Source organism: Shewanella sp. cp20 (assembly GCF_000832025.1).
GTDB lineage: Bacteria > Pseudomonadota > Gammaproteobacteria > Enterobacterales > Shewanellaceae > Shewanella.
Genome location: NZ_JPII01000025.1, coordinates 1 through 23,532 on the forward strand (window position 1 = coordinate 1; position 23,532 = coordinate 23,532).

A 23,532-nucleotide genomic window follows, 5' to 3' on the forward strand; every position below is an offset into this window, starting at 1 on the left:
GAAGGGGCGAACAAGTCGTCGCGCAGCTCTGGCTTTGATAGCAGCGACAGTTCAAGGCATTCAACTGAGGGCGAGGCCTGCTGAAGTTGAATAACGCCGAAATGGTGTTGCTATCAAAGCCCCGCAGGGCGAGGCTTACAGCGGTATTTGCTGCGTTACAGTTCTTGCGAAGGACTAGGGCCATTCGCTGCAAACTGTGCCTTGCATCTATCCACTTTAAGCACACGCAGAGCAAGCACGGGACTTATTCGCACCTTCCTTAGCTGTCGCTTAACGCATAGCCGCCCTTGAGGTGGGCTATCTTGTTAAAGCCGAGTCTGTGCAGCGCCTGGGCCGCCACCAGTGAGCGACTGCCGCTACGGCAGACCAGTACCCACTCGGCATCGCTCTCCTGCTTGTGCTCCTGTACGAATTGCACCAGCCTGGTCATAGGCACGTTGATGGTCTGCTCACCCAGAGCGCCCAGCTCATGTTGCAGGGCATATTCATGGGGTTCGCGAATATCCAGCAGTTTAATCTCAGGTGACTGACCCACTTGCAGCCTGAGCGTCTGGCTGTCGTACTCCTTCACCTTGGCCTTGTCGCAATCGCCTGAGTATGCGCCGCAGATGATCTCGCTGCCGGCTTCATCCCTGAGGTGGGTATCGAGTCTGGCCTTGTGCTGCTCAAATTGCGTCATGGAGAGGGCGCCGTTAATCGTCTCGTTGAGCAGCGGGTTAACCCTAAACTCGGCGGCGAAGCTGGTGGTGAACTCGTTGTTGTAGTCGTGGCTCGGGCAGAGCAGGGTGTCGTCGCCTATCAGGCTGTGTAGCAGCTTGAGGCTGTTGTACATCTGCTTGGCGCAGCTGGTGTCGAAGTTGGTGCGTCCCAGGCTGCCCATCAAGACGAGATCGCCGCAGAAGGCGTAGATCACCTCGCCCTGGGGCGAGCACAGCAGCAGGCTGATGCTGTCATTGGTGTGGCCCGGGGTGGCCAGCTTCACCAGCGACAGGGCTCCAAGGCTTATCATCTGCGCCGGTCTGGCACCTATCTCAGTGATCTGATGTGCCTCTGGCCAGCCAAGATGATCGCTTGACTGCTCGGGTAGATAACGAGTGGCCAACTCCAGACGTTCCGAGACGTGATCGGCGTGGCCGTGGGTGTCGATAAAGGCGATGGGAGTTAGCTGCTGGCACTGCAGCAGGGTGTCGATACGGCTACTCAGCTCGGGCAGGGGATCGATCACCACGGCTTGTTTGCTCTGCTGATCGGCGTAGATCCAGCTGCAGCTTGAGCCCGACTTGAGCTGAACCAAGCCGTTAAGCGGCTGCTTATCTGTAAGGGCGTCATTGCCGCTCAAAGTCAGGCAGCTGTTGCCCAAGGCGTTAGCGGCAGACTGGATGCGCTCGCAGGCCTGGTCGACCTCAGCCTGGGTCATGGCGGGGCCGAAGGAGAGGCGAATGGCCGACTCGCTCTGCCAGGCGGGCAGCCCCATGGCGTCGAGTACGAAGCTGCGGGTTACCTTTGAGCTGCAGGCCGAGCCTGAACTGACGCGGATATTGGCGGCGTCGAACAGATCCATGATCTCCTTGCTGCTAAAGCCGGGCACGGCGAAGTTTAAGGTAGTGGGCACGCTGTTATCGAAGCTGTGGTTAAACACCAGCGTCGGGAAGGCGCGGCGCAGCGCCTGAGCGAGCTGCTCGCGGTAGCCTTTAAGCGTTGCATGGCCGTAGAAGGCGCTGTCTTGCTCGGCCAGAAGCATGGCGAACACCTCGTTGAGCGCCGCCATGCCCGGCAGGTTCTCGGTACCCGATCTCAGTCCGCCTTCCTGACCACCGCCGGCGATGAAGGGGGTGAAAGGCGCGCCATCGCGAATATAGACCAGTCCGATCCCCTTGGGTGCATAAAGCTTATGACCGCTGAAGGGGGCGTAATCTATGCTGGTTTGCGCCAGTGCCAGCGGTCGTTTACCCAACGCCTGAACACAATCCACCATCCAGAATACCTCAGGATTGTGCTGACGAATGCAGGTATCCAGGGCATCGAGATCTTGATACACGCCGGTCTCGTTGTTGACCGCCATGGTGCAGATCATCAGGGCGTTGGGCACTTCTTTGGCGATGAAGTCGCGATCCAGCTCGCCATGCTCATCGACCGGAATCGCCTTGAGCTGGGCGCCTATTTCAAGCAGATCATTCCAGTGGGCAAGGGAGTTGGGCACCGCCTTATGTTCGGTGGCACCATACAGCAGGCTGTATTGCCTGTTTGGCTCCAGGCTGGCCTTGGCCTTGATGAGGGCGGAGAGGATGGCGGTCTGTATGCCTTCTGTGGCGCCGCTGGTAAAGATGAGTTTGCCCTGGCCGCTGCCCAGCAGCTGTTTGGCCCGCAGGCGGGTCTGCTCCATCAGGCTCTTGGCCTTCAGGCCTGTGATATGGCTGCTCGAGGGGTTGCCGAAAAGCTCCTCCATGGCGCCAAGCGCTGCCTTGGCGGCCTGGGGTAATACGGGCGTGGTCGCGTTGGCGTCGAGGTAGATCTGGCTAAGCGGGGATGTGTGGTGCATGGGATACTCGCTGCTGATTATTTTTATTATTAGAAAAAATTCCCATATAACAAAATAGTATATGTAATTCGATGTGGCTATATTAGCAGCTTGTGAGTATTGATCAAGATCATGTTTTTGCCGCCCATAGGGCGAAATGTGTGTGTTGTTGGAGCGCGGTGGGGGATTTGGGTGAGAGGCGCTAGGGCCTGTTTATCTTTCGCGTTCATTTTTGCAGCATTCTGTATCGATTTTATACAAGGCAGAGCGATTGTAATTTAGTGTGCTACATAAATGAGCGATAACGCAGTAGAAAAATGATACAGACGCTGCCCGCAGGGTTCGTCTTGAGCACGTTCAACTCTTTGTTACTCGGCTTTTATATAGAATAACTATACTCCAAGCCTCCTGCCGCGATTTGAACGTGCTCAATTAGAACAAAATTTGTTCTCAAAAGGTCAACAGGCCCTAGGGCGCAGATAAGCTAATTCGCCCAAGATCTATTGCGTCTCCGAGCTGATTTGCCTAAGAGCTGATGTGTCCAACAGAGGGGGTGACAATTTGTATCAGATGAATGGGCTATTGAATGGCCGCCTGAATGGGCGAGGGGAAGTGAACATGCCCGCGACAGGCGCGGGCACGACAGGCGCGGGCATAAGGGGGATTAGATCTTGACCTTGATCACCACCTTTCTCACTGCCTGCGGGGTCGCGAAGACGCCAGGCATATGCATGTCCTGGGGGAAGAAGAGGGCAAACATCCCCGCCTTGAAGGGGATAAAGGCCGCGCGCGCCTTGTTGGACTCATAGTCATATTCGGCGTAGTCGTGCTTGTCATAATAGGGCTTGGATGGTGTCTGATCCGCCAGAGGCAGATAGCCAAACTCCTCCTCGCCGCTCACCACATACTGGACGTCGATATATTTACGATGCACCTCGAAGGGCTCTACCTCTCTGGGCTTGGTCTCATAGTCGTTGACGATGACAAAGATATCTTTGCCTTCAAGCTCATAGTTGCCCACGGGCAGCTGAGTAAAGTCTGTCTCCTTGAGGTGCTGCAGCGCCTTGGCAATGCGCGGCCCCAGGTGGGTGTAGTGTGCCAGGTTATCTAGGGTGTCTAAGATCATGGTTGGATGCTCAGGCTGGTAAGATGCAATTAAAGTGGCGACAGTGTAGCAGGCTTTTCGACGGGCAAGATAGCCTCAGCACTAGCGCTTGTCGATTTTTGCCCTAGGGCCTGTAGATCTTTCAAGTTTAATTTTTGTTCAATCTAAACGCGTTTTGCGCGAGGCGAGAGCCATGAAGCATAGTTATTCTATGTGAATGGCGAACAACAAAGAAATCGTCTGGAACGATTTCTAACAGCGTAGCTGACCGCCTGCGGTGAAAGGCAGGAAGCCTTTCATAAAGTGCAGCGCGCGTTTAGATGAACCCGTTGGGCAGCGTTTGTAGACCATTTCTACGGTGTTATCGCCAGTTTGTGTAGGATGCTACACGGCACAGGCTCTGCCTTGTATAAATCACCTTCAAACTGCTGCAAAAACAAACGGCAAAGATCAACAGGCCCTAGCGGCTGGGCGGCTTAATGTTGCAGCTCTGCCTAAAGGCCTGCCACCACTTCACATGTCTGCGCATCTGGGTCTTGAGCTGTTCTGGCAGGGCATCAGGCTGCTGGCCGAAATAGTGGTCGATGAAGGGCTGATGGCTGCTGCCTTCGAACAGGGCTAGTAGCGGCTCACTCAGGCGGTAATGTAGCTGGTTGAGCTGTGACAGATAGGCCTGGGTTTGTGCTAGGTAGTATTTATGAAACACATTTTGCAGTATCTCCTGTTTGCGGTTGGCATGACCGGGGCGGCAGGCGACCGACGCGCTATGTGTTGACAGATAGTCATTGAGGCCATGGAGCTGCGCCTGGCTATAGGCCAGGGCTCGCAAGTACCTCTGCAGCAGCGTTTGGTGGGCCATGAGGGCGAGCGCGGGTTCGATCTGCGTCGTGTCTATCTGCTGCCACAGCCCCTGAGTGATGTTGCGCTTGATACTTAGCAGCTGGCCTATGGCCGACTCGAGCTCGAAGCGACCGGCGCGCATCTCGCCGAGCACCAGAGAGTCGTAGCCGATAAACAGACTCTTAGTAATACTCCTGTCTCTGGTGAGCACCCGATTAAAGTATTGCATCGCATTATCTTGTTTCTGCTCAAGCGCGCGCGTCAGCTTAGTCTTCAGTGGGCTGGGCTCTAGGGTGTCGATGCAGGCGGGCGCCAGTTGAATAAACCTTATCTGGTAGATGAGTTGCTGGCTGGGGGGCGCCACCTTGCCGAGCGTGCTGTTGTGGTCTGCGATGAGGCGACCTAAGGGACAGTGACCCAGAGACAGAGTCTCGAGTATCGAGACGGTGATCGGGGCCTGCTCTGTTATTTTGGCCTTGCCGAGTTGTAGTGGCTCGAAAGGAGGCGGCGAGTAGGCCTGGTCGATCACATGGGCCAGGCGCTGACTATAGTCTTGCCAGAGATAATCTACATCCTTGGCCCGCTGACAGCCAGCTAGCGACAGCAAGAGGCTGATGAACATAAGGATCTTGAGCATCGAGGTGACGTGAGTCTGCGGCAAGTTGCCCCCTTAAGAGATTGTTGGCCTTAGACTCGCCTCTATTGCTCGCTCGTCTCAAGGGTCAGCTGCAGGCCGTGGGCCTCAAAGCCAGCACTGAGGCGGGAGATAAGCCTGTCGTTGAGTGATAGGCTAACCCTGATGGCCTCAGTGTCAGTCACTATCTCCAGGCCTTCGAGTCTGGCATGGCAACGGATAATATCTCTATAGGCGATCAGGCTCTGCTTGCCAAGGGAAGCACTGCCCGTGAGAGGAATATTGGCAAAGGCGATCGCTTGGGGGGTAAAAATGATCTCTTGTTTCAGCAGGGCGCCAGCCCATACGAGCATGGCAAGGCAGTAACCCATGAAGAGTAGCCATTCACCGTTTAAGTCACTCAAAAAGAGCTGCTTAATGATAAACAGGCTGGCCGTCAGCGTGATGATGCCGTAGGCGAGTGTTTGGTTGGGCTTAATTTTTACCGTGTCGTCCATTTTGTTCCTCAGTGACCTCCTGCCACCGGCCTATTTTAATCGCGCTGACAAGTTTAGTGCAATTCTTATAGAATGGCTTTTAGCATGCACATAGATAAATTCAGGGAGCCGAGTTAGGTGCTTAAGTTACGTTTTCTCGCCGGGCCGAAAGCCTACAAACAGATCGCCGAGCAGGGGCTGAAACCCGAGCTATTTACCCAGGTGTTGGCGGCGTCGGGTGGGCCCAAATGGCTCGGTATCGCCGCGCTGGATAAGTATCTGTTTGGCACCTTCTTCAAGGCGAGACAGACTCCGCTCTATACCCTGGGCGCCTCCTCTGGTGCCTGGCGTCTGGCCTGTTTGGCCCAGCAAGATCCCTTGGCGGCTTACGAGCGCCTGGAGCGGGAATATATTGGCCAGCGTTACGAGACCAAACCCAGCGCAAGCGAGGTATCGCATAAGGTGGCGGGGATCGTCTCGGGCATATTGGGGGCGCAGCAGGGGGCGGATATCGTCAGCAATCCTGTGATCAAGAGCCATTTCATCGCCTGTCGTGGCCGTCATCTCAACCGCCTGTCTCACAGGGCCGCCCTGGGGGCTGGCCTTGCCACCACTGCGGTCAGTAATCTGCTGAGTCGGCGGACCCTGGGATGGCATTTCGAACGTTATCTGTTTGGTAGCGGCGGCGCCGCCTCTCCTTATAACGAGTTAAGGGATCTGCCGGGTCGTCATTTTCCCCTGACCGGGGAAAATATAGCCCAGGTCTTGCTGGCCACCGGCTCTATCCCTTGGGTGCTGGCACCTGTGACGCGTATCGAGGGTGCGCCTGCCGGCCACTATTACGACGGTGGCATCACAGACTATCACTTCGATCTGCCACTGGCCCATGCGCCAGGGCTGACGCTTTATCCTCACTTCTACAGCAAGATTCTGCCCGGCTGGTTCGACAAGTCGCTGCCCTGGCGAAGTGCCAAACGCAACTATGACAACGCCCTGATCTTGGCCCCTAGCGAGGCCTATTTAAAGCAACTTCCCTATGGCAAGTTGCCGGACAGAAATGACTTCAGCCGCCTGAGTACGGAGGAGCGGATGCGCTATTGGCGACAGGCGGCGAAGATGAGTGAAGTACTGGCAGAAGACTTGGATAAGGTATTAAAAAGTGGCGATATTATGCGTTACATTAACACTTTCTAATTAATTGGCTGCAACAAAAGGGAATCTTTTAGGGTCTAATAAGCGAAGGACCGGGTATTTTGATTGGCATGGCATCGCCGATCCAATAATGGCGTTTCGGGCAGTAATTTCGACAACTGCTACACTTTATCATTATTGCTCCTTGGTTATTTTTCAGTCGCACTGACTCGACACTCACGGCGATCACCCACCAAGGGGGAGGAGGTTGCTATGTTGACTCAAGAGATGGCGTTGATCACCCGCGACGAACTACTTTTGCCCGATGGCAGAATAGAGATACGAGTGGCGGGGCCTAGCAGCTTGAAACTGATTGCCGAGGTGCTCAAGGGGCACTTCCCGCTAGCCTTTGCCATGTCTCGCCCTCAGGCGAATCCCCCCTGTTATCCACTGGCGACTCAGTGCGAGATCATAGATTTCAATCAACTCGAAGACGACTGTCTGGGCCTAGTGCTGGAAGGTAAGCAGAGGGTGAAGATCTTCTCGGCGGCCAAGCGGCGTGACGGTAACTGGATAGCCAGAACCCTGAGTTGCAGCAATTGGCGCGAAGAGCCCATCAAGGGTGAATTTGAGCTAATCAGTGCAGCATTAGAGCAGTTCTATCTGGTCAACCCCGCCCTGCAGGAGCTCTATGGCGATCTGCATCTGGAAGACGCCACCTGGGTCAGCCAGCGTTGGCTCGAGGTGCTACCGCTTTATAACCGTGATAAGCAGGTGCTGGTCAATCAGCCCGATTGCCATAAGACCATGGATTTCGTGCTGGAACTGATCAAGTCCCACGCGGGGCAGTAATACCGATCTCATGGTCATCCTAACTGGTTAAAACGCTCGATGAGGGCGTTACTCTTTTCGATTGCAGAGTTGCTAGGACTTTTATAGAAGCGATACAGAACGCTGCAAGCGTGAACGCTAAAGTTCAACTGGCCTTAGTTATCGAAAATCCTGCTTGGTTCTCAAAGGTTTTTTCTGCGCTAGATTTGAACACTCACTCATTGTGATTGGGATAATTTGCTCTCATCCGGGCCGCAATTTTTGTTACCATGGTCGCTACTTCATCTTTAGGCCTTTCTGTCATGGTGCGTGCGGCTCAAGCCTCCTTTATCGTCCTACCTCAAACTGCCAATCCCCCGGCGAGCGTTTACGACTATTTCTGTCAGCGGTTCGATAACATTCCAGCCGACGTCTGGCGAGAGCGTTTCAATGCGGGCAAGGTGCATTGGCAAGACGGTCAGGCGCTGGCACTCACCACCGCCTATCGGCCACAGCAGAAGGTGTATTACTACCGCGAGGTCGCCCATGAGACGACGCCTCCCTACAGCGAGTCTATTCTGTATCAAGATGAGCAGATAGTGCTGGCCAACAAGCCGCACTTCATGGCCCTGCACCCAGGAGGCGAGGTAATTAATCAGTGTTTAATCAACCGTCTAAGGGTACGTACCGATTGCGATCAACTTATCGCCGCTCATCGGCTGGATCGCGCCACCGCGGGCATTGTGCTGCTGGTCAAGCAGAGTGAGCGCCGCGACGCCTATCATGGGTTGTTTCGTCATGGGCTGATCACCAAGGAATACCAGGCCTTGGCGCGGCTTACTCCTGAGTTACTGGCGGAGCATAGCGCCGGAAAACTCAGCCTGCCCAAGCGTTGGACGGTGAAGAATCGTATCGATAAGGGAAGCCCTAGTTTTACCATGCGCATCGTCGAGGGTGAGGCCAATAGTCACTCGGAGATCGCCCTGGTGAGCGTCGAGGGGGAGATAGGTCGCTTCGAGCTGATGCCGGTCACAGGTAAGACCCACCAATTGCGGCTGCACATGAACAGCCTGGGCATGCCTATTCTCAACGACAACTTCTATCCCGTTCTTCAGCCCAAAGGCAGTGAGGATTATGAACAGCCGATGAAGCTGCTGGCGCGTCGCCTGGCTTTCACGGATCCTGTGACGGGTCGGCAGCTGGATATTTGCCTGCCGGAACTCTCACTCTAGAAGCATCACTCTAGAAGTCTCACTTTAAAAACCTCATTTTAAAGGCCTCGCCGGATAAGACTTAGCCGTTACGAGACTGGCGCGGCGGCAGGAACTCTGTGGTGCTCATGTCGCCATGGAGCACGGCGACTTTCGAGGGGGCGCCATCTTTAGCGAAGCTCACCACACCTATGCCGCTGGCGTTGATCAGCCGCTGACTGCGCATGCCGTTGGGGCGTCGACCGCGAATGGACATGCGCTTGCGTTTGGTAAACCAGTTGAGCGGCGAGAAGTGACCATAGAGCCAGCCGTTCAATTTGTCGAATACGGGTAACAGCTTCTCGGGAAACTGATTCTTGATGCCGCTCGAGGTGATCTGATAGATCTGCGGCCCCTGAGTGCGAAAGCGGATCCCTATGTCGTAGGCGAAGGAGTAATGCACATCGCCCGAAAGGATCACGAACTGCTGCGGCGTCTTACGATGCAGGAAGATGCTCAGCAGGGTGTTGGCCGTGCCGGGATGGGCCATCCAGTTTTCGGCGTCCACCAGGAGGGAGGCGCCGATAAAAGTGGCGGCGCGCTGCACCGCCTCTATCAGTTTTACGCCGAACATGGGCGCCGCCGAGACGATAATCACCTTCTCCTGTCCCACTAGCTGCTGCTGAAGCTCCATCAGGGCTTCCCAGTCCATCAGACCAGATGGCTTGGCCAGGTTAGACTCGCTGCGCCAACGCTGGGTGCGGGTGTCCAGTACCACCAACTTTGGGGAGGTATTGAGGCTGTAGTGCCACTCGTCGAAATCCAGTAGCGTCTCGATTAAGGCGTCGTGCTGCGCCTCCTCGCGACTGGCGAGAAACTGCTTGAGCTGGGGCAGAATGTCGCCGCTAAACTTGCGCTTTTGATTCCCCAGGCCCTGAAACACCAGATAACCGATCAGCGCATTGCCTATGATGCGTTTCGAGAAGGGGTGGCCATAGGCCGCCTGTTCCCATTTTGCGGTGAGGTTCCAGTCGTCTGTGATGTCGTGATCGTCGAAGATCATGTAGGTGGGCAGGTGTGCCAGCAGGCGCCGCACCTTGGTCAGCCCCGCCTTAAACTCCAGCAGGTGTAGCCACTCCTTCTGCCATCTCTGCTGATTGCTGGGTGATAGGCCTGTCACCTCCTTGGGAATATCGATCAACTGCCACAGCTCGGGTGACCAGCTAAGCAGGTAGAGGGCGACTATCTCGGACAGACTTACCAGGTGATTCTCGGCGATCGATGAGGTAAAGATGGGGTGATTGATATACCAACGTACCAGTGCGCTGCCCGCAGGATATTCGGTGCGAGGCAGTAGCTTCTTGTGGCGTTGATACATGGCCGCCGGATGATAGCTTATCTGCTTACTGTGGCCGAGTGGCGCCTGTTGAAACTCCTCCTCGTACAGGCCTAATTTTTCTATGACCTTGCCGATGGCGAATAGCATGGGGCCGGCGACATCGTCGACATAGATCTGATCGCCGCTGAGCATCATCAGCGCCGGCCGTTTTGTCGCATCCGGTGCGATTTCCACTTGGGTATCGGCGGCGACCATGGCATCGCTACTGTGGTGATGAGCGTTGCGACAAGAGCCGTGCAGCAGGGTGTCTATCTCAGGCTTTATCACGAAATCCGGGCACTCGCTGTCGCCATAGGTCAGTTGCTCGATCGGTGCGAGCAGATCCCCATGTTGGCTGTCGCTGAGCCGGTAGGGAATACTCGTGCCGACAGGGTTGAGTCCGGGCTGGCTGAGATGGATCAAATAGAAGAAGGCGTGAGTGCCGAGTTCGAGACACTCGACGGCGTCCTCCTCAAGCAAGTGCCGAGTCTCGCCCAGGGTGAGCGTCAACTGTGACAGCGGCGCACTGGTCACCAGGGTGAGAGTGAAATGGTCTGCGTCGCAGTGACGCAGCATGGGTCCGGTCAGCAGCAGAGGTAGTGTCATATCAGTCGGCGAGGGTGCAGATCATAGGGGCGGCACCATAGCCCCAGGTGATGCGCGCCTCGCCATGGTGTTCCCACAGCGATTCGTTGCGTCCCTGATAGCGGCTGCCGCTGGCGCTAGGCTGGCTGACCATGAGCGAGACGCTATCGCCAAATTCGGCGATGAGGGTTGCAGGCTCGGTGGCAAAATAGCTGACCATCACCTGTTTGGCGGCGATATCGTCGCATTGGTAGCTGACCTCGGCAGTGGGGGCGATAAGACGATATCTGGCTTGCAGCTCGGCGATACGCATCTGGTAGGTGTCGCGCACGCACTGTGTTTTATCTTCACTCTTCCAGCACTCGTTACGGCCCTTTATCCAGCCGCGTTGTTCGGCTTTCAACATGGGCGGATACTCGTTAATGGCCTTGGTGCTGGCTGCCTGGAACACCTTGGCCATCTGTTGGTCAAGCGCGGCCAGATCGGCGTCATGGCAGATCAGGGTCTCTATGCTGGAAAGCTTATCGCTATTACAGTCGAAGCTGGGTTGGCTACTGTGGCTGTCTGTCGTCTCGGCAGTGCTCTGATGCTGAGCTTGAGTGTGAGTTAGAGCTTGAGAGGCCTGCTGGCTGCAGGCCGGTAGCAGTACGCCCGCAACGACGACTAACAATAATCTGTTCATGGTTAAGCTCCAAGCTTGGGCCAGATATCCTTGATAACTCATGAGCATATCCTGTTGTGCCGGGCGCGGCAAATCCATGGCGCCTGTTTATCTACAAGTGTTTGGCGCGAGTCGAGGGCTATGACGCATGCTTGCACGCTGTGAGCTGTGAACAATCCAGGGCAGGGAGTGTTTAGAGAGGTCAGCAGGCTAAAACAGAGGCTAGAAATGAAACGAGAGATGAAACTCGCTTCATGGGGCGCAATGGTGTGAGTCCAGTTTAGCCGATACCGTCTTGCTGCTATGATGAGTGAACAGGTGGTCCCAGGCAGGAGATTAGCAATGAAACTTCGCATCATACTCAATGGTAAGAAGGCCGGTGACGAGGTGCTTCGCCAGGCGATCGACAGGGTGCGGGCCGATCACGAGATTCAGGTGCGCGTGACCTTTGAAAGCGGGGATGTGGCCCGGCTGGTGGATGAGGCGATAGCCGAAGGCTGCCACCGCCTCGTCGCGGCGGGTGGTGACGGCACGGTGAATGAGTTGGTGGATGCCCTGATGCGGCATACCAGCGACGAACGCTGCGAGCTGGCGCTCTTGCCTATGGGGACGGCTAACGACTTTGCCACCGCCGCCAGGGTGCCAGGCGACTTCGAGGAAGCGCTGCGTCTGGCGGCCCAGGGAGAGGCCTATGGCGTTGATGTGATTCGGGCCAATGACAGGTATGTGGTGAATATCGCCAGCGGCGGTTTCGGTGCCCAGGTCACGGCCAACACGCCGGTGGCGCTGAAACACTTTCTCGGTGGCGGTGCCTATACCCTGTCTGGGCTGGTGCAGGCGCTTAACTTCAAGCCCTATGACGGCGAGTTTATTATTCATGGCGAGGCCAGTACCCAGCAGCTGCTGGTGGGCGCCGTGTGTAACGGACGTCAGGCCGGTGGTGGTCAGGTGTTGGCGCCGGATGCCTATATCAACGATGGCCTGATGGATCTGGTGGCCCTGCATCACTTTCCCATCGAGGCCCTGGCGCAGGTGATCGCCGAGCTGCAGGCGCCTAAGGTCGATAATCAGTATGTGAAGTATCATCGCGATACCCAGGCCAGCTGGCGCTCCACCCCGCCCATGCCCATTAATCTCGATGGCGAGCCCATCGCCGAGTCGCGGGTGGATTTCGAGGTGCAGGTTGCGGCGATTGCCATGGTGCTGCCCAAGGATTGCCCCATGCTGCAGCCGGGCAGCAAGCCAATAACAGAGAAGTGAATTGATGTTGAAGATAATGATCACAGGCGCCACAGGCCTCTTGGGTAGAGCCTTGGTCGACAGATTTGCCGATGAAGCGGTGACAGTGCTGGCCTGCGGTTACTCCCGGGCCGATGCGGGCATGCATAGACTGGATCTGACCGATGCACGGGCGGTGAGCCAGTTTATCCAGACCCATAGACCGGATGTGATATTACACTGCGCGGCCGAGCGGCGGCCCGATGTGTCCGAGCGTGACCCGTCGGCGGCAAAGGCGCTTAACCTGGCCGCCACCCGGCAGCTTGCCAAGGCCGCCGAGGCCAATGGCGCCTGGGTCTGTTATATCTCTACCGACTATGTGTTCGACGGTACCTCGCCCGATTACGGCGAGGAGGCGCAGACTAATCCACTGAACTTTTACGGCGAAACCAAGCGCCAGGGAGAGCTGGCACTGCTAGATGTCTCCGGCGACTTTGCCGTGCTGCGCCTGCCGATCCTCTATGGGCCGGTCGAGTCGATAGAGGAGTCGGCGGTGCTGGTGATGCTAAAGCAGTTGGCGACTCAGGCACCGAGCTCGCAAGATGACTGGGCGGTGCGCAGCCCCACCTCAACCCTGGATATTGCCAGCGCCTTGGTTAAGTTGGTGGCGCGCCAGCAGCGGTTAGGTGATGTGGCGGGCATCTATCATTTCAGCGGGAGCGAACGGATGACCAAGTATCAGATGCTCAACAAGATGGCGGAGAGCTTGGGGCTGAGCTGCCGACATGTTTCGCCCTTGTCATCTCCCAACGACAGTGCCCAGCGGCCGGAGGATTGCAGCCTGAGCATGGCGCGCCTCAACTCTTTGGCAATAAAGAGTGAAATCGATTTCGAACAGGGGGTAAAATACAGCCTGTCCCGCTCGGGCGATGCCCTGGCGAAGATAGGATTAGCCTTTGATATGAAATAGGAATCTAATGTGACGACTCTGAGTTACGGCCGCTACCGCGCCGCCGACCAACTGGCCCTGCTGCGCATCATGGCCCTGATGCTGAAACTCTGTCTCACCTTCCTGTTTGCCGACACCTTTGGCTTGTCGCTTCACAGTCCGGCGCTGAACCTGACCCTGATCCTCGAGGGTTTCTATTTAAGCTTTACCTTCTGGCTGAGAAAGCCCCTGCTCAGCAGCGACTCGGGGTTGTTTATCGCCCTGGTGCTCGACACCCTGTTGTGGATCTCCTGGCTCTATTTTTCCGGTGGTGCCACCAACGCCTTTATCTCCCTGTTACTCTTGCCGATAGCCATTGCCGCCGTGCTGCTGCCCTTCTGGGCCCCCTGGTCTCTGGCCCTGCTGTCGAATGTGGCCTACAGCCTGATGCTGTTTAACATGCCCCAGAGTGCCATGAGTCACCACGGCATGGATATGCAGTCTCACTATCTGGGGATGTGGGTCAACTTCATCATCTCATCTTTGGTGTTGACCACGAGTGTGGCCTTGCTGGCCAAACGCATGCGACGCCAGGATGCGCAGCTCGCCTTTATGCGCGAGGCCCAGTTACGCCAGGAGAAGTTGATCGCCCTGGGTACTGCCTCGGCGCAGATGGCTCATCGGCTGGCGACCCCATTGGCTAGCCTGAGGTTACTGGTAGATGAGTTGCAGGAGGAGGGCGATAGTCCTGCGCTGCAGGAGATGAAGTCTGCACTGGCGGTGTGCGAATCTACACTGACGGCGCTGCGAACCGCAACCGAATCGATCCGCGAGGGCGCGCAGCGCCTGGAGTCGGCCGAGCAAGTGCTGAGCGGCCTAACAGAGCAGGTCAACCTGCTGATGCCGGCGGTGAATCTATCGCTACAGCCTGATAAAGGCTTGGACAAGCTGCGGCTAAGGGTCGACGCCAGCCTGCAGCCCGCGTTACTGGCGCTCATCGAGAATGGTGCCAGGGCCAGTCAGGAGACGACAGGCGAGCAGAGGGTGACCTTCTCGGCTCAGCGTCAGGGGGATGAGCTGGTGCTTGGGGTGCGTGACTTTGGTTCGGGCATTCCGGCGCCGTTGTTGCAGCAGCTTGGCCATCAGATCGTCGAGCAGCCCAAGGGGATGGGCGTTGCCCTCTTACTTAGCCATGCGAGCCTGGAGCGTCTCGGCGGGCGATTGATCCTCGGCAGCCATGTGGATGGCGGCGCCGTGGCCCAGGTCTATCTGCCGATACAGGGGGCTGCATGAAACGACTCTTGATCATCGAAGATGAGCCGAGCTTTGCCGGGATCCTGGCGCGGCGCATGAGCAAGCACGGTTACGAGTGCGCGTTGGCGCACGATGCCACTCAGGCGCTACTCAAGGCCCGTCAGTTTAAACCCAGCCATATTCTGCTGGACATGAAGCTGGCCGACGACAATGGCCTGGCGCTCATTACTCCGCTCAAGGGGGCCGTTCCCCAGGCGGTGTTGGTGCTGCTGACCGGCTATGCCAGCATAGCCACCGCCGTCGAGGCGATGCGCCTTGGCGCCGACAACTACCTGACCAAGCCTGCAGATACCGCCACCCTGCTCAAGGTGCTGGACGACAAGGCGCCCAAGGCGATCGCTCCCGAGGTGGATGAGGCGCCCCTGAGTCCCAAGCGGGTCGAGTGGGAACATCTGCAGCAGGTGTTGACCGCCAACAAGGGCAATGTGTCGGCGACGGCGCGCCAGCTCGGGATGCACAGGCGAACCCTGCAACGCAAGTTACTCAAGAAGCCGCAGGATATCAGTCAATAACCAGATTGGAGCATTGCTCTATCGAGTCTTTCGCCCCATAATTTGATATAAGATGTATTTTTTATGTTTATTATTGGGGTTTGAATTGCTCTCCGTTGGCCTCTATGCTCTAAGACATGGCTAGTTCACAGGCAGGTGCGCTTGACCTTAGGTCGAGACGCTAGGAAGGCGATTTCGTTATCCTGAGAAAAGGAAAGACGATGTCGACAGATACTTTGTACAGCAGTGAGCGCTTTCTTCTCGATAATCCTATCGATCTCATCTCACTCGATAAATGGCAGAAAACCGTCAATCTGCTGGCCCGGGTGTTTAACGCACCGGCGAGCTTCCTAGTGCAATATACCCCCAAGGGATTCCAGGTGACCATCGCCAGTAAACAGGTCAGCAATCCCTACCCGCCCGGAGTGGTGATCGCACCCGATACCAATATCTTCTGTCGGCGCATCGTCGAGACCCGCTCGGATCTCTATGTGCCCGACGCCAAGATAGATCCCTGCTGGGAAACCAACCCCGAGGTGCAGAAAGATGGCTTCTCCTCCTATCTCGGGGTGCCAGTGTTTTGGCCCGATGGTAGCTGTTTCGGCACCTTCTGCGTGATGGATCGCGCCAAGACAGATTACCAGGCCAGTTATTTCGAGCTAATCCACCAACTCAAGGAGATCATCGAGGCGGATCTCGCCTTGCTGGATATCTATGGTGAACTCAAGCAACTGGCCCACCTGGATGAGCTGTGTCATATCAATAATCGTCGTGGATTTAAGGGGCTCGCCAGGCAGCGCATGAAGCTTGCCCAGCGAAACGAGAGCCGCTTGGCCTTGCTCTATATCGACGTCGACGACTTCAAGGGGATCAACGATGGCCACGGCCATTCGGTGGGCGATGAAGTGCTCAAGCTGCTGGCGGGGATCATCAAGCAGAGTGTGCGTGGCTCGGATGTGGTGGGGCGCATCGGCGGCGATGAGTTTGTGGTGCTGCTCATGTGTCAGAATGACGAGGACGTGATAGCCACCGAGACGCGAATCATGCAGGGCTTGGATAACGCCATGCTCGATAGTCACCTGCCCGAGGTCTCTGTGACCATAGGCCACAAGATAGCGGATCAGGATGTCCGCCTGGATGTCCTGTTGGCGCAGGCCGATGAGGATATGTTTAGGCGTAAGCGCGATAAACAGGCCCTCTAGATAAAAAAATCCCCGAGCGTGCAGGGTGCTCGGGGACGGGAGCGCAGTGGAGGGTTCCCAAAACGAGTTAATGCTTTAGAAGCGATATTCACCTGTGAGCCAGGCGCTCTGGCCTGTGCCCGGCATGCGTTGTCCTGGCGTTAGGTCGGCATTGAACACCCGGTTGTAGCCGCCGAGGTGATCTTCATAGTCGATGTCGAACAGGTTGTTGATACCCGCCTTAATCAGCCATTTCTGCCCGTCGTAGGCCAGCATCAGGTTGACCAGGCCGTAGCCCGCGCTGGTTTGCTCGGCCTGGCTATGTGAGACCTTGTCCTGAGCCGCCACCATGACCCCCTCGATGCGGGCCGACCAGTTACCCTCTGTGAAGTTGAGGCCCAGATTTACCCGTGGCGGCGCAATGCGGTACAAGTTATCGTCGATGTCGCGGCGCTCGCCGCTGACATAGCTGGCCATAAGATCCAGTTGCCATTGTTCGGTGAGCTCGTAGCTGGCGTTAATATCCATACCCAACAGCTGGGCATCGACATTGGCAAATTCCATAGGATCTTGGTTACCCATCATGTTGGCGGCCATGATCACCGCAGGGTCATTCGACTTCACTCCCTGGATATAATCGTCGATGCGATGCAGGAAGATGCGTGGGCTTATGTTCAGTCCCTGGCGGTTGAAGTCGGCACCCAGCTCCAGCTGATAGGCGGTCTCCAGGTCGAGATCCATCTTGCCCACATAGGTGCGACCGTCGGCGAGTCCACCTGTGGACTCCATTGGGATCCACAGGTATCTCTGCTGGTAGCTGGCACTGTCTTGTTTGCGGGCCAGCCCCAGTATCCAGGTTAACTCCTCGTTGACGCGGTAACGGCCGTTGATCACCAGATCCACCCCAGTTTGAGCCTGGGCGCGATCGGCCTGGTTATATCTGTCCATCAAGGCTTTGATGGCGGGCATGGCGCCGGCCATGGAGTGACTGACCTCGTCGGCATCGCCGCGGTAGTGTTTTACCCTGGCGCCCAACTGCCAGTGCCACTGTTCGAGCTGCTGTTGCCACTGGGCGAAGGCGCTGTAGGTGTCATTTTGCACCTGGTTGAAGTTATCGACCCTGAACATGGGCTTGGTGGGATCTGTGATCACCGAGTTGTGTTCGCTGAGCTGGCTGTCGAGGCCAAATAGCCAGGCGTCTCTGCCCAGGGTCAGTGCCATATCATAGCTCTTGCTCTCGGCGTTATTGTAGCGGGCGTTGGCACTCTCGGGCTTCTGGCGTTCGCTGAAGTTGTCCATGCCGTGTCTGGCATCGCTATAGGCGAGATGCCAGTCGAGTTCCCAGGTGTTGAGCCTGTGCTGGCCTTCGAGCTTTACCCTGTCGGTGCGGATGAAGTCGATATCCATCGGCAGCGCCGGGGTGCCCGCCTCTGTGGTTTCCAGGTGTTGATAGCCGATGGCGATGGACTCATCCTCTAGCCCATTGTCGCTGAGGTTAAAGCGATATTGGCCACCGAGGATCTGTTTATCATAGCCGCTGGGGGAGATGCGAAGATCGTTACCGGACTTCATGTCCTCATCCCCATGCATGAGATCGCCATAGACCAGCAGGGCGTGCTCTTTGCCACCGACATTGACCTTGGCCCCAAGATGGCTCTGGGCGCCATTGCCCTGATACTGGGCGGCGACGCGTCCTTGGGTGTCGTTAAAGCTGGCCTGGGACTCGATCACCTTGATGCTGCCGCCAAGGGTATCTGTGCCTGCGGAGACGGGGGCGATGCCGCGGTGCATCTCGATACGCTCACTATTGATCAGGCTGGCATAACTCAGCGGCGTGTCCATGGCGTTGGGGCCTGCACCGGCGAGGGAGACGCCATTGACCTGAGTATTAACCCTGTCGCCGAACAGGCCGCGATATTGGGCGATGCCGGTCAGTGGACCGTTACCGTTGACGGCCGTGCCCGGCAGCTGGGTCAGCAAGCCGCTGATGTCGCTGACGGGCGCCTGTGCTTCGGGGGTTACCGAGGTGTAGCTGCCCTGGTGGGCACCGTGGACTTCAATGATTTCGAATGCGGCTTCCTGAGCCTGGGCAAGAGGAAGGGTCAGCAAGGCTGTGCCGATAGAGAGCGTAAGGTGAGAGAGACGCAGCGCCATAATATTTGAGTTCTTAGGTTATTAGGTGGCGGCATTTTGGCAGCCTGGTTTAGGCGTGACAAAGACAAACTCAGATAGTGCGACAAGGTGTCGCACCCGCTGCGCACCCCAGGGGATTGGCATCTAAGATTCAGGATTTCGGCGCCATCAGGCAGAGATTCAAACAAGTGTTTGCTTTATTAATCAGTGTGTAAGTAGTGGTTTTTATGGTCTGAAGATTAATTATTTTAAGGATAAATCTGGCTTGGTTTATTGTTTTGGTAAGATTGAATATAAAATTCATTTCGTAAAAATCAAATTAATCAATATCTTGCTGGGTTGATGATTTCCTTTGCCACTTTTCTTGGTTTATTTGTATGACCAATAAAATTCATTGACATCAATAGTTTTCAGTCTTTTAATCAAATTCAAGTGTTTGATAAATTAAACGCGGCGGGCGTTTTGTTGTGCTCTCAAATGCTTAATTAGGGCTGGGTGATTTACCGGCGAGCTAAGATAAATTGGGTATTGATTATGGAACATGAAACAAACACAGCGCGCAGCGTAACCGAAACCGATTCTGATCACGGCGCCATGACACGTCGACAATGGCTGCAGGAGATGCTGGCGGGTAACGAGACAGATCTTAAAGATGAAGAGCCAGATTGTTATGTCCTGGGATATAACTAACGGCTAACAGTCACCGACACTCGCGCGTCATCGCTTGATTAGCTCGTCTTGATAGAGAGCACTTAAAGAGCGCGCCTTGATATGAGAGGGTTAACCTTATAGGTTAGGCATGACTCAAAAATAAGGACGTTTTAGCATGCAACTCTCTTGTCATTGTGGGCAGGTACAGCTGACCCTAGCGACACCACCGGACACCTTAACCTCTTGCAACTGCTCCATCTGTAGCCGTTATGCAGCGCTGTGGGGCTATTTCGACCCTACGGAGGTCAGCCTGAACGCGCGAGCGGATAGCGCGACCGCGGGTTACAGCCATGGGGATAAATACTTGCTCTTCTATCACTGCAGGACCTGTGGCTGTGTGACCCATACGCTGACCACGGACAAGGTGAGTGAGCCGAGGATAGCGCTCAATTTCAGGATGGCAACCGAGCCGCTAGGGGAGTCTATTCGCATCCGTCATTTCGATGGTGCCGATACTTGGCAGTATTTAGACTAGAGTCAGGAATGAGTTTCGGCATAGGACACTTTTCTAACCCGCGATTAAGAAACGGCGTAAAACAGATCCCATGCCTTAATCAATCTCTCAGAGAATGATTAGAGCCTGTTTATCTTTCAAGTTTATTTTTGCAGGGTTCGTCTTGAGCACGTTCAACTCTTTGTTACTCGGCTTTATGTTGGTACTCGGCTTTTATATAGAATAACTACTTCAAGCCTTATGCCGCGATTTGAACGTGCTCAATGAGAACAAAATTTGTTCTCAAAAAGTCAACTGGCCTTAGTCTACGGCGATCATCACATTGCTTGCCTTGATGATGGCATAGGCTTCGCCGCCCACGACCAGACCCAACTCTTGGCATGATCTCTTGGTGACCACTGAGGTGATCTCGACGCCTGGAGCCAATTCAATCACGACTTCGTTGTTTACCGAACCTTCCTCAATTGCCTTGATCTTACCGGTTAGGTTATTGCGTGCGCTAATTTTCATACTGATTTATCTTCCTGTTAAATAATGAAAAAGCCATGGTAACCCTTTGCGTACTATGGGGGAACTCCGACGTCGATTATTGTGAAGCCTATTGGGATTTCGCCTGAGCGATACGCTTGCGCTCGCCGATCAGGCCGATGATCTGTGGCATCAGGGAGGCGGTTATCATGGCTAGCATCAGCAGGTACTGATGGGGCGTGAAGGATTCGCCCATGAGCACCATGCCCGACACAATACCGGCGACCGGATTGGCGATGCCACCGAAGGTAAAGTCCACCACACTCATGCGCTGTAGCAGCCACACATACATGATATAGCCCAGCACGGTATTGAGCAGGATAATCCAGCCTATGCCGACGGCGTTGCTTAGGCTCAGTTGTGTCAGGGCGCCGGCATAGTTCTGCGGCGCTAACCAGGCATGAACGCCTGCCGCCAGACTAAGCAATACACCGCCTATGATCAGCTGCCAGGTTAATACCGTCCACCAATGCATACGATTCCCAAGTGCCTTAGTGATGCCGCTGCCGACAATGATGCAAGCTATGGCCGCCAGCATGGCCAGGAGTCCTATGGGGTTGAGACTGATGGAGTTGGGATTGAACAACAGCCAGGCCAGGGCGATCAGCACCAGGCCGAAGAAGCCCTGGGTCAGGCCGGGACGACGTCCGTGAAACAGCCACTGGTAGAGCATGGCAAATACCGGCACCGAGATCATGCCTACCCCAGAGATGGCCGACGGCAGGGTGAGTGCCATGACGAAGATCAGGCTAAAGAAGGCGGCGATATTGATAAAGCCCAGTCGAAACAGCAGGCTCCACTCCTGACGCTTGGGCAGGCTGGGTTTGATTGCTAGTAGGATCAGGCCAGCAGGCAGTGCCCGCAAGGCGCCCAATAACAGGGGGGGCCAATCTGGCAGGGTATATTGGGTCACCGCATAGGTGGTGCCCCAGAAGAAGGCGGGGATCATGGCAAGGAGGACGTTCATATTTATCTCAATAAAAAGTATCTTTGCGTGAAGATATTAGTCTGCGCCTTTTGTTTCTGCTTGTAAAGTACCTCAGGATTAATTATCTTTGCCTGAAGATAAATCGCGGTGGTAGCCGCGTCACCTAACTATCCTGAGCGCGGGATAAGTAAGTCGCAATCATTAACCCCAATTGTTCCCGGAGAGCAGATGAACTCAGATCACCTCGATGGCGTCGATCGCCTCACGGCCCAATGGGCCAAGGAGAAGCCGCAACTCGATACCCTACCCATGGCGATTCTCGGCCGTCTGATGCGTATCCACAAGCATCTGGAGGCAGAGGTGAGCGCCTGCCACAAGCAGTTTGGTATCAGCATGGGGGAGTTCGATGTGTTAGCGACCCTACGTCGCTCGGGAGAGCCCTATCGTCTGACACCGTCGGACCTGCTCGCGGCCATGATGCTCACCTCGGGAGCCATGACCAATCGTGTTGACGGACTGGAGAAGAAGGGACTGGTGTCGCGAAGCCATAGTCAGGAAGACAGGCGTAGCGTCAGTGTCGGGCTGACGGCGGCTGGACTCGCGCTGATCGACGAGGCTATCCTGGCCCATGTGGCGGTGCAGCAGGCGTTAACCAGTCGCCTGTCGCTCGATGAGAAACAGCAAGTTAATGCGCTGTTTAAACATTGGTTGCAGGCATTTGAGTCTTAAGTTTGCCCTTCATCCGTCGGTGGACAGCCGCTGCTGACTGCCGACTTTTTCATCGCTCCTTCCTACTCTGCCTGTAAATAAAAGTATACGCTTGGTCTAGGTTGGTGGGACTCGCTTGGTCACTTTGACAGTCTGATACTTGCTTTCTATTGTCCTTTTAACTCGCTTGCCGTCTGGGTTAGCGAGCATTTTTACCTCAATTTCTGCCCGTTTTTTCGCCGACATTTAGCCGCCTTTCTTGGCTAATTTAGCCAAATTGAAATTTCTTGAGCGACTTGACCAAAGTCAATTTCAATCCGCGCCAAAGGAATAATCTTAGCGCAACAAGGTAATAACACCTTCATCACAGTGGCTCTGGCAGTTTGAACCCCTTTGGTGAAATGCGCTAACAACGGAGTATTTTATGAAAAAGCAATCTTCTACCCCTGTAGTCAATGTCGATCAGCAACGTCGTAGCTTCTTGAGTGGTTCAGTCGGTTTGGGCATAGTGGGCGCTGGTATGGCGGCAGGCCTGGTTTCTGGCAGTGCCTCGGCCACCACACAGACTAAGTCGGACCGCATGGCTAACTACAAGGCCGATCAGCTGGAACGCGTGACTCAAGAGTTAGTGCCACCACCTATGGTGCCTAAGCATGATCAGGTCGCCAAGGGTAAGCCAAAGGTGGTACAGGTCAAACTGGTGGTAGAAGAGAAGCAGATAGAGCTGGAAAATGGCACCAACGCCTGGGTCTGCGCCTTCAATGGCAGCGTGCCTGGTCCGCTCATCGTCTGCCATCAACATGATTTTGTCGAGTTGACACTGGTTAACCCTGCCAGTAATGCCCTGGCCCACAACATCGACCTGCATGCTGCCACAGGTGCGCTGGGCGGCGGCGAATTGACCCTGGTTTCTCCTGGCCAGGAGGTTACCTTCCGCTTCAAGGCGACCAAGGCGGGTACCTTCGTCTATCACTGTGCGCCGGGCGGGGTGATGATCCCTTGGCACGTGGCCATGGGTATGCACGGTGCCATCATGGTATTGCCTCGTGAGGGACTAACAGACGCCGCTGGCAAGCCAGTCAAATATGATAAGGCCTACTATATTGGTGAAGCCGACTTCTATGTGCCTAAGGATGCCAAAGGTAAATACAAGGCCTACGACACTGTGATGGGCAGCATGAATGACGTGCTGGAAGTGATGAAGACGCTTACCCCTTCTCATGTAGTGTTTAACGGTGGTGTGGGTGCCCTGACAGGTAAGAATGCCATGACCGCTAAGGTGGGTGAGTCTGTACTCTTCATTCACTCACAGGCCAACCGTGACACCCGTCCTCACATCATCGGCGGACACGGCGACTATGTCTGGCCGGCCGGTTCCTTCACCGATGCGCCGCAGACCAACCTGGAAACCTGGATGGTCGCCGGTGGTAGTGCCTGTGCCGCCCTGTATAACTTCCGTCAGCCAGGCCTCTATGCCTATGTGAACCACAACCTGATCGAGGCGATCATGAAAGGGGCCGCCGCCCACATTAAGGTCGACGGTGAGTGGGATGATAACCTGATGGTGCAGATCAAGAAGCCATCTAGCATAGCCACGGCCTAAGGCCACA

General features: G+C 55.5%; 21 protein-coding genes. 12 read left to right on the plus strand and 9 right to left on the minus strand.

From position 1 onward, the window contains the following. Positions 1-259: 259 nt before the first annotated feature. The 4 genes from DB48_RS08630 to DB48_RS08645 all read right to left on the minus strand — a co-directional run bounded on the left by DB48_RS08630 (position 260) and on the right by DB48_RS08645 (position 5,594). A complete protein-coding gene (locus tag DB48_RS08630; protein WP_041509895.1) occupies positions 260-2,539 on the minus strand; it encodes an aminotransferase class V-fold PLP-dependent enzyme in 2,280 nt (759 codons plus the stop codon). Positions 2,540-3,182: 643 nt separating this feature from the next. Next, positions 3,183-3,644, minus strand: a complete 462-nt coding sequence (locus DB48_RS08635; protein WP_041509896.1) for a YhcH/YjgK/YiaL family protein — start codon at positions 3,642-3,644, stop codon at positions 3,183-3,185. Positions 3,645-4,083: 439 nt separating this feature from the next. Beyond that, positions 4,084-5,124, minus strand: a complete 1,041-nt coding sequence (locus DB48_RS08640) for a DUF3080 family protein (RefSeq protein ID WP_152619122.1) — start codon at positions 5,122-5,124, stop codon at positions 4,084-4,086. 38 nt (positions 5,125-5,162) lie between these two features. Further along, positions 5,163-5,594, minus strand: a complete 432-nt coding sequence (locus tag DB48_RS08645; protein WP_041509898.1) for a hypothetical protein — start codon at positions 5,592-5,594, stop codon at positions 5,163-5,165. 117 nt (positions 5,595-5,711) lie between these two features. Here DB48_RS08645 and DB48_RS08650 point away from each other — a divergent pair, with 117 nt between their 5' ends. The 3 genes from DB48_RS08650 to DB48_RS08660 all read left to right on the plus strand — a co-directional run bounded on the left by DB48_RS08650 (position 5,712) and on the right by DB48_RS08660 (position 8,746). Further along, positions 5,712-6,767, plus strand: coding sequence for an alpha/beta hydrolase (locus DB48_RS08650; RefSeq protein WP_041509899.1), 1,056 nt, complete (start codon positions 5,712-5,714; stop codon positions 6,765-6,767). Positions 6,768-6,977: 210 nt separating this feature from the next. Continuing rightward, positions 6,978-7,556 (plus strand): LON peptidase substrate-binding domain-containing protein, encoded by a 579-nt coding sequence (locus DB48_RS08655; protein WP_041509900.1) that lies wholly within the window; start codon positions 6,978-6,980, stop codon positions 7,554-7,556. Positions 7,557-7,837: 281 nt separating this feature from the next. Continuing rightward, positions 7,838-8,746 carry a pseudouridine synthase gene (locus DB48_RS08660; protein WP_041509901.1) on the plus strand — a complete coding sequence of 303 codons (909 nt, stop codon included), beginning with the start codon at positions 7,838-7,840 and terminating at the stop codon, positions 8,744-8,746. A gap of 61 nt (positions 8,747-8,807) precedes the next feature. Here DB48_RS08660 and DB48_RS08665 read toward each other — a convergent pair whose 3' ends face one another. After that, a complete protein-coding gene (locus tag DB48_RS08665) occupies positions 8,808-10,688 on the minus strand; it encodes an alkaline phosphatase D family protein (RefSeq protein WP_041509902.1) in 1,881 nt (626 codons plus the stop codon). Between the two features lies 1 nt (position 10,689). Then, a complete protein-coding gene (locus DB48_RS08670) occupies positions 10,690-11,349 on the minus strand; it encodes an MliC family protein (RefSeq protein ID WP_041509928.1) in 660 nt (219 codons plus the stop codon). Between the two features lie 321 nt (positions 11,350-11,670). On the opposite strand from DB48_RS08670, the gene yegS reads away from it, so the two are divergent. From yegS to DB48_RS08695, 5 genes are all read left to right on the plus strand, one after another. Beyond that, a complete protein-coding gene (gene yegS / locus DB48_RS08675) occupies positions 11,671-12,588 on the plus strand; it encodes a lipid kinase YegS (protein WP_041509903.1) in 918 nt (305 codons plus the stop codon). 4 nt (positions 12,589-12,592) lie between these two features. After that, positions 12,593-13,516 carry a dTDP-4-dehydrorhamnose reductase family protein gene (locus DB48_RS08680; RefSeq protein ID WP_041509929.1) on the plus strand — a complete coding sequence of 308 codons (924 nt, stop codon included), beginning with the start codon at positions 12,593-12,595 and terminating at the stop codon, positions 13,514-13,516. Positions 13,517-13,585: 69 nt separating this feature from the next. Continuing rightward, positions 13,586-14,767: a sensor histidine kinase gene (locus DB48_RS08685; protein WP_052813726.1), complete on the plus strand. Its 1,182-nt coding sequence runs from the start codon at positions 13,586-13,588 to the stop codon at positions 14,765-14,767. Then, the gene (locus DB48_RS08690) at positions 14,764-15,300 is read left to right on the plus strand and encodes a response regulator transcription factor (protein WP_041509905.1); all 537 of its coding nucleotides are present in this window, start codon (positions 14,764-14,766) and stop codon (positions 15,298-15,300) included. The genes DB48_RS08685 and DB48_RS08690 overlap by 4 nt, the downstream gene beginning before the upstream one ends. A gap of 200 nt (positions 15,301-15,500) precedes the next feature. Further along, on the plus strand, positions 15,501-16,481 hold the full coding sequence (locus DB48_RS08695) for a sensor domain-containing diguanylate cyclase (protein WP_041509906.1): 981 nt from the start codon (positions 15,501-15,503) through the stop codon (positions 16,479-16,481). Between the two features lie 75 nt (positions 16,482-16,556). Here the strand turns inward: DB48_RS08695 and DB48_RS08700 are convergent, their stop codons facing one another. Further along, the gene (locus tag DB48_RS08700; RefSeq protein WP_041509907.1) at positions 16,557-18,614 is read right to left on the minus strand and encodes a TonB-dependent receptor; all 2,058 of its coding nucleotides are present in this window, start codon (positions 18,612-18,614) and stop codon (positions 16,557-16,559) included. Positions 18,615-19,127: 513 nt separating this feature from the next. Here DB48_RS08700 and DB48_RS20220 point away from each other — a divergent pair. Together DB48_RS20220 and DB48_RS08705 are read left to right on the plus strand one after the other, a co-directional pair. Further along, a complete protein-coding gene (locus DB48_RS20220; RefSeq protein WP_160290145.1) occupies positions 19,128-19,283 on the plus strand; it encodes a hypothetical protein in 156 nt (51 codons plus the stop codon). 136 nt (positions 19,284-19,419) lie between these two features. Continuing rightward, complete coding sequence (locus tag DB48_RS08705) at positions 19,420-19,779, plus strand: GFA family protein (RefSeq protein WP_041509908.1); 360 nt, start codon at positions 19,420-19,422, stop codon at positions 19,777-19,779. A 279-nt stretch (positions 19,780-20,058) separates the two neighbouring features. Here DB48_RS08705 and DB48_RS08710 read toward each other — a convergent pair whose 3' ends face one another. Further along, positions 20,059-20,268, minus strand: a complete 210-nt coding sequence (locus DB48_RS08710) for a TOBE domain-containing protein (protein ID WP_041509909.1) — start codon at positions 20,266-20,268, stop codon at positions 20,059-20,061. Positions 20,269-20,356: 88 nt separating this feature from the next. Continuing rightward, positions 20,357-21,253 (minus strand): DMT family transporter, encoded by an 897-nt coding sequence (locus DB48_RS08715; protein WP_041509910.1) that lies wholly within the window; start codon positions 21,251-21,253, stop codon positions 20,357-20,359. A 189-nt stretch (positions 21,254-21,442) separates the two neighbouring features. Here DB48_RS08715 and DB48_RS08720 point away from each other — a divergent pair, with 189 nt between their 5' ends. Both DB48_RS08720 and nirK read left to right on the plus strand, forming a co-directional pair. Further along, complete coding sequence (locus DB48_RS08720) at positions 21,443-21,943, plus strand: MarR family winged helix-turn-helix transcriptional regulator (protein WP_041509911.1); 501 nt, start codon at positions 21,443-21,445, stop codon at positions 21,941-21,943. Between the two features lie 403 nt (positions 21,944-22,346). After that, positions 22,347-23,525, plus strand: coding sequence for a copper-containing nitrite reductase (gene nirK / locus DB48_RS08725; RefSeq protein WP_041509912.1), 1,179 nt, complete (start codon positions 22,347-22,349; stop codon positions 23,523-23,525). Positions 23,526-23,532: the final 7 nt, after the last annotated feature.

Bases quoted from the DNA above. Each gene is read 5' to 3' on its own strand.
- DB48_RS08715 (WP_041509910.1), bottom strand. From the start codon at position 21,253: ATGAACGTCCTCCTTGCCATGATCCCCGCCTTCTTCTGGGGCACCACC.
- DB48_RS08685 (WP_052813726.1), top strand. From the start codon at position 13,586: ATGGCCCTGATGCTGAAACTCTGTCTCACCTTCCTGTTTGCCGACACC.
- DB48_RS08655 (WP_041509900.1), top strand. From the start codon at position 6,978: ATGTTGACTCAAGAGATGGCGTTGATCACCCGCGACGAACTACTTTTG.
- DB48_RS08635 (WP_041509896.1), bottom strand. From the start codon at position 3,644: ATGATCTTAGACACCCTAGATAACCTGGCACACTACACCCACCTGGGG.
- DB48_RS08720 (WP_041509911.1), top strand. From the start codon at position 21,443: ATGAACTCAGATCACCTCGATGGCGTCGATCGCCTCACGGCCCAATGG.
- DB48_RS08645 (WP_041509898.1), bottom strand. From the start codon at position 5,594: ATGGACGACACGGTAAAAATTAAGCCCAACCAAACACTCGCCTACGGC.
- DB48_RS08710 (WP_041509909.1), bottom strand. From the start codon at position 20,268: ATGAAAATTAGCGCACGCAATAACCTAACCGGTAAGATCAAGGCAATT.
- DB48_RS08670 (WP_041509928.1), bottom strand. From the start codon at position 11,349: ATGAACAGATTATTGTTAGTCGTCGTTGCGGGCGTACTGCTACCGGCC.
- DB48_RS20220 (WP_160290145.1), top strand. From the start codon at position 19,128: ATGGAACATGAAACAAACACAGCGCGCAGCGTAACCGAAACCGATTCT.
- nirK (WP_041509912.1), top strand. From the start codon at position 22,347: ATGAAAAAGCAATCTTCTACCCCTGTAGTCAATGTCGATCAGCAACGT.
- DB48_RS08630 (WP_041509895.1), bottom strand. From the start codon at position 2,539: ATGCACCACACATCCCCGCTTAGCCAGATCTACCTCGACGCCAACGCG.
- DB48_RS08700 (WP_041509907.1), bottom strand. From the start codon at position 18,614: ATGGCGCTGCGTCTCTCTCACCTTACGCTCTCTATCGGCACAGCCTTG.
- DB48_RS08705 (WP_041509908.1), top strand. From the start codon at position 19,420: ATGCAACTCTCTTGTCATTGTGGGCAGGTACAGCTGACCCTAGCGACA.
- DB48_RS08695 (WP_041509906.1), top strand. From the start codon at position 15,501: ATGTCGACAGATACTTTGTACAGCAGTGAGCGCTTTCTTCTCGATAAT.
- DB48_RS08690 (WP_041509905.1), top strand. From the start codon at position 14,764: ATGAAACGACTCTTGATCATCGAAGATGAGCCGAGCTTTGCCGGGATC.
- yegS (WP_041509903.1), top strand. From the start codon at position 11,671: ATGAAACTTCGCATCATACTCAATGGTAAGAAGGCCGGTGACGAGGTG.
- DB48_RS08660 (WP_041509901.1), top strand. From the start codon at position 7,838: ATGGTGCGTGCGGCTCAAGCCTCCTTTATCGTCCTACCTCAAACTGCC.
- DB48_RS08665 (WP_041509902.1), bottom strand. From the start codon at position 10,688: ATGACACTACCTCTGCTGCTGACCGGACCCATGCTGCGTCACTGCGAC.
- DB48_RS08680 (WP_041509929.1), top strand. From the start codon at position 12,593: ATGTTGAAGATAATGATCACAGGCGCCACAGGCCTCTTGGGTAGAGCC.